The sequence below is a fragment of the Leifsonia sp. TF02-11 genome (assembly GCF_017565305.1).
Lineage (GTDB): Bacteria > Actinomycetota > Actinomycetes > Actinomycetales > Microbacteriaceae > Leifsonia.
In genome coordinates this window covers 1-4761 of sequence record NZ_JAGEKP010000023.1, presented here as the reverse complement: position 1 = coordinate 4761, position 4761 = coordinate 1, and the positions used below count along the sequence as shown (strand labels likewise).

The 4761-nt window shown below is 69.7% G+C and carries 5 protein-coding genes and 1 tRNA gene; 1 reads left to right on the top strand and 5 read right to left on the bottom strand.

The genetic code is table 11. From position 1 onward, the window contains the following. The first annotated feature begins 67 nt into the window (after positions 1–67). A tRNA-Pro gene (locus JNB50_RS20965) sits at positions 68–141 on the top strand. Positions 142–229: 88 nt separating this feature from the next. On the opposite strand, the gene msuE is transcribed toward JNB50_RS20965, so the two are convergent. The 5 genes from msuE to JNB50_RS20940 all read right to left on the bottom strand — a co-directional run. Continuing rightward, positions 230–823 (bottom strand): FMN reductase, encoded by a 594-nt coding sequence (gene msuE, locus JNB50_RS20960; protein ID WP_208042084.1) that lies wholly within the window; start codon positions 821–823, stop codon positions 230–232. A 110-nt stretch (positions 824–933) separates the two neighbouring features. Beyond that, positions 934–1953 carry an LLM class flavin-dependent oxidoreductase gene (locus JNB50_RS20955; RefSeq protein WP_307794822.1) on the bottom strand — a complete coding sequence of 340 codons (1020 nt, stop codon included), beginning with the start codon at positions 1951–1953 and terminating at the stop codon, positions 934–936. A 65-nt stretch (positions 1954–2018) separates the two neighbouring features. Further along, on the bottom strand, positions 2019–2564 hold the full coding sequence (locus JNB50_RS20950) for a hypothetical protein (protein ID WP_208042083.1): 546 nt from the start codon (positions 2562–2564) through the stop codon (positions 2019–2021). 51 nt (positions 2565–2615) lie between these two features. After that, a complete protein-coding gene (locus JNB50_RS20945; RefSeq protein WP_208042082.1) occupies positions 2616–4484 on the bottom strand; it encodes a DUF4012 domain-containing protein in 1869 nt (622 codons plus the stop codon). A gap of 92 nt (positions 4485–4576) precedes the next feature. Next, positions 4577–4761: UDP-glucose/GDP-mannose dehydrogenase family protein (locus tag JNB50_RS20940; protein WP_243768789.1), on the bottom strand; the 185-nt coding region annotated here is incomplete at its 5' end.

The window sequence follows — 4761 nt, the reverse complement described above, 5'->3', positions numbered from 1 at the left end:
GACAGCGCGGCGGCTGGTCATTCGCGCCCCTCGCGCTCGTGTATCCTAGATGAGGCCTTCGGGCCACCGGGGTGTGGCGCAGCTTGGTAGCGCGCTTCGTTCGGGACGAAGAGGCCGCAGGTTCAAATCCTGTCACCCCGACCCAGTAGTAAGACAAAGGAACGGCCGGCTCGCTCAGCGAGCCGGCCGTTCCTTTGTCTTGTAATCGGTCGTTGGTGTCTGCTGACCCTCAGAACGCATCCGGCCGCGCGAAATCCACTGCCGCATAGATCGACTCCGGGTCGATGTGCGAGCGGATGAGCGGCAGGGTGCGCGAGACCGCCGTGTTGATGCGTTCGCGGAGGTCGTCGGAGGTGATGGCGTAGTCCTTGAAGTCCGCCTCGGCCGCGTAGATCCCCAGCGGGAGCGTCAGCGACTGGAAGAAGCCGAAGAGGGGGCGCATCTGGTGTTCCACCAGGAGGGCGTGACGGTCGCTGCCGCCGGTCGCCGTGAGCACGATCGGCTTGTCGATCAGGGCGTACTGGCCGATGTGGTCGAAGAAGAGCTTGAACAGGCCGGTGTAGGTCGCCCGGTAGGCCGGTGAACCGACCACGACCACGTCGGCGGACTCCACCGTTTCCAGCGCCTCCTGGACCCGCTGGCTGAGGCCGCTGCGGAACGGGGCGGCGCCGAGGTCGGCGAGCAGCGGGGCGAGCTCGATCGTCGTCGAGGTTCCGCCGGTCGCTTCGGCGAACGAGCGCGCGACTTCGTCGACGAGCACCGTCGTGCGGGAGGGCGCAGTCGGGCTGCCGCTCACGCCGACGACGTGGGGTGCGTGTGCCATGCGGGTACCGCCTTCGCTGGGGTGGGTCGGGGTGCGCCCAACGCTACCCCCGGGTGTCCGGGAACGCCCGTCCGGCTGTCACGCACCGTCACGAAGCCCCGCGCGCAGCGTCACAGAGGCGCTGGCGGGTACAACTCCGCGACGACCTCCAGCGATCGGATGCGGCCCTCGACGGTCGCGGCGCCGGAGGACACCATCAGCTCATCGACGCCCGTGGAGGCGATCAGCGAGTCGAGCCGCGCCCGCACCTGGTCGGGCGTGCCGATCGCCTGGCGCGCGTTCCGGACTGCGATGAACTCCTCCTCCGCCGGGCTGAACTCGTAGGCGAGCGCCTCCTCGACGCTCACCGGCTCCGGCTTGAGGCCGCGGCGCATGCGGAGGAACGACAACTGGCCCGGGAGCGACAGCGCGCGCACCTGAGCGGGGTCGTCGTGCGCGATCACGTTCACGGCGATCATCGCGTGCGGCTCGCTCAGCTGCTCTCCCGGCTCGAACCGGGACCGGTACAGGTCGAGCGCCGCCTCGGTGTTCTCGCCGGCGAAGTGGTGGGCGAAGGCGAACGGGAGGCCGAGAGCGGCGGCGACCTGCGCGCTGTAGCCGCTCGACCCGAGCAGCCACACCTGGGGAGCGTCACCGAGGCCTGGCACCGCGGTGATGGTGTGCAGCGGGTTCGCGTCGCTCATGCCGCCGTAGAAGAAGCCGAACAGGTCGAGCAGTTGCTGGGGGAAGTCGTCGACACCGAGCCCCTCCGCGCTGCGTCGGAGCGCCATCGCGGTCGCGCCGTCGGTGCCGGGAGCGCGCCCGATGCCGAGATCGATGCGGTCGCCGTAGAGGGCGCGGAGGGTGCCGAACTGCTCGGCGACGACCAGCGGGGCGTGATTGGGGAGCATCACGCCGCCGGACCCCACGCGGATCCGGTCGGTGGCCGCCGCGATCCCGGCGATGAGGACAGCGGGGGCGCTGGAGGCGATCGCCGGCATCCCGTGGTGCTCCGCCACCCAGAAACGCCGGTAGCCGAGACGTTCCGCTTCTCGTGCGAGGCGGATCGTCCCGGCTACTGCGTCGGCGTTGCTGCCGCCGGCGGGTCTGCTTGCGAGGTCGAGGACGTTGAGGGGGATGCCGGAGGTCACACGGAGGGCAACCGCTGCCGCCCTCCGCCCATTCCCCTCGAAGGACGAGCCCTAGTGGCAACCGGTCAGGACGACCGGACCTTCCGCATCCACGCGGCGACCGCGACGCTCACGAGGCCGATGACCAGGAGGCCTGCGCCCGTCCAGATCGCCCACTGCGCGATGACGGAACCGGTGTCGGCGAGGCCGGAGCTGCCCGGGTCGTTGATTGCCGACGCGGAGGTGTCAGCCGGGATCACCGTCAGGGTCGCCGAGCAGACGTGTCCGCTGGCCGCGCCCGTGCCGACGACCGTGTAGAGGCCGCTCGCATCGGCCGGGAGGGTGACGCGGAGCACATCGCTGCCATCGGCGTTGGCGTGCTTGGAGAATGTGACGGAACTCGCCATGACAATGCTTGCGCCATCGGAGCCGCTGGCGACCCAGGTGATGGTCTCACCGTCGCGCCAGGTGCCCGGCACACAGATGAGCGTCGCGGAATGTCCTGCTTGGGTGGAGCTCACGTCGAACGTGCAGGGGGCCCCACTCGGGTATCCCACTGCGTTCGCGGCCGCGGGCGCGGCGAGAAGCAGCGCTGCGGTGACGGCTACCGCCGCCAGGATCTTCTTCAACATCGGGCACGCCTTTCCCTCGACCCGGCCACCTCACAGGTTAGTGACTAATCCTCACTTTACGCCCGCCGCGCACGGCGCAGCAATGGTTCCCACAGAGGTTCCTGCCCCCACATCGGGGGTGGTCCCGTCTCCGTTCAGCGTCGGGGTGACCGCCACGGTCAACCCCGTCGACTTCTGGAGTGCGCCCAGGAACTCCACATCGACGGCACTGGACTGGCCCGGCGCTAACTGGACCTCCACCACCGCGACCGGTCGGCCTTTGTCCGTCCCGGCGAGCGACGGCAGTTCGGCGCCGTTGGACGTCACGCCGGCGAGGAGCCCCTTGGCCGGCCCGTAGAACGCGATCCGCGTTCGGATGGAGCCCGGCGGCACGCCGAACGCCCCGCTTCCGGTCACGTACGCCGGCAAGGCCGTCGCCGCGTCGGCGGGGGCGTTGTTCTTCAGCGTGACGTGCACGACCGAGGTGACCTTGCCGTCCGCCCGACACACGGCGGCTCCGGCCGCGACCGACGTCTGCAGGTAGTAGTCCATCTTCGAACCTGTCGCGTCGTTGAAGTACACGCCGAGCGCAGTCGTCGTCGGGCTGGATGCCGGGAGCTCCCCGGCGAGCGTCGTCCGACTCAACACCGACTGCTCTGCCGGGCGCGAGCTCCAAATGCGCACCCGGTCGGACGATCCGGCGGTCATGAGCGCGGTGACGAGAGACTTGCCGTCGACTCCCCCACTCGCGAACTTCGAGAAGACGGCCGTCGTCGCGGAGGAGAAGAACGCGTCCTGAAGGCCCGGCTGGTCCGGATACCTTGCGTAGATGTCGCTCAAGAGCAGTGGCACCGCATTCGAGGAGGAGAGCACGTCGCCCGAGGGCAACGGCACAGGCCCGGTGGCGTGAAGCAACGCGCTCAGCACGACCGGATCGAGCGCGATTACACCGTCCACGACTCCACCGTGCATCTTCACCCACATCGCGGATGCGGTCCGCGCGGCGAGCGGGAAGTCCGGAGTGAAGTTGACGTCCTGCAGGTATCGGCCGACGAGCGGCCCGTAGAGGTCGGTGGTCGCGGTCGGCACGCCGACGACCGGCTCCGACCACGGGCCGATGGCGGTGCCGGCGTTCTGCGACGTCAACGTAACGGCTCCATGGTCGGTGGTGACCAGTGCGACCGAGCCGATGAGACCGCCCGTCGAACGCAACTCCGCCGGGTTCTGCGCCACGATCAGATAGGAACGGGGGCCCGTGGCGCCGAGCATCCCCGGCAGCAGCCGGGCGGTGTTGCCCGCGATCGTCAGGTCGGGGCCGACCGCATTCATCGCGCTGCGCACTTTGTCCACGGCGGCCGCGACCGGTGCGACGACACTGCGGTCGTCGATGGCGGCCACCTGGCGCTGGGCGGACTCGAACGAGGTCTGCGCTCTCTCCAGGACGGGCTGCGCGGTCAGCAGCGGCTTCAGGTCGATCTTCCCGCCCGAGGGTTTCAGGCTCTGGGGATCCACCGCCCCCGCGACCGACACGAGCGGACGCACGACATCGCTCGCCAGCGTGTCAGTGGCGGCCGCGACCATTCGCACAGCGGTCAGGTTCGGGCCGATCCACGGGACGAACTCGGCGAGCCGCCACACCGGGTCGCTCGTCAGCGCCGCAGCGTGGTGGGCACGCTTCTGGAGGTCGGCAGCCGCCGGGCCGACGTGGGTGATGCCTCCCGATTCGATGGCCGTGCGCACGGCCTGCACGTCGGGCTCGGCCGCGGCGAGTTCCTGACGGGCCAGAGCGGCCCTGACGCCGACCCATGCCGCGGCGGCCAGGACGAGCAGGACGACGATCAGGACGATCCAGAGGACTCGCCGCCAGGTGCGCCGGCGCGGTTCAGTGGGCGGAGCCGCCAGCCGCGGCGGCGCTTCGTGTTGCGAGAGACCGGTCGCCATGCCGACAAAGGTAACAAATCCTCAGCTTTTACCCTAGTCGGTCGGAGGCCCCCAAAAGAGGGCGCGCGGAGCCTGTGGACGGCGATCGAGAGCTAGCGGCCGAGGCCGCGGTATCGCCAGCCGGCTGTTTTCCAGGCGTCGGCATCGAGGGCGTTGCGGCCGTCGATGACCACGCGCTGTGCCACCAGAGACCCGACCGTGTCCGGGTCGAGTGCGGTGAATTCGGGCCACTCGGTTATCAGTACGACGATGTCCGCTCCGGTCACGGCTTCCTCGC

Coding starts and splice junctions, on each gene's coding strand:
- msuE (WP_208042084.1), bottom strand. CDS start 823: ATGGCACACGCACCCCACGTCGTCGGCGTGAGCGGCAGCCCGACTGCG.
- JNB50_RS20950 (WP_208042083.1), bottom strand. CDS start 2,564: ATGTTGAAGAAGATCCTGGCGGCGGTAGCCGTCACCGCAGCGCTGCTT.
- JNB50_RS20945 (WP_208042082.1), bottom strand. CDS start 4,484: ATGGCGACCGGTCTCTCGCAACACGAAGCGCCGCCGCGGCTGGCGGCT.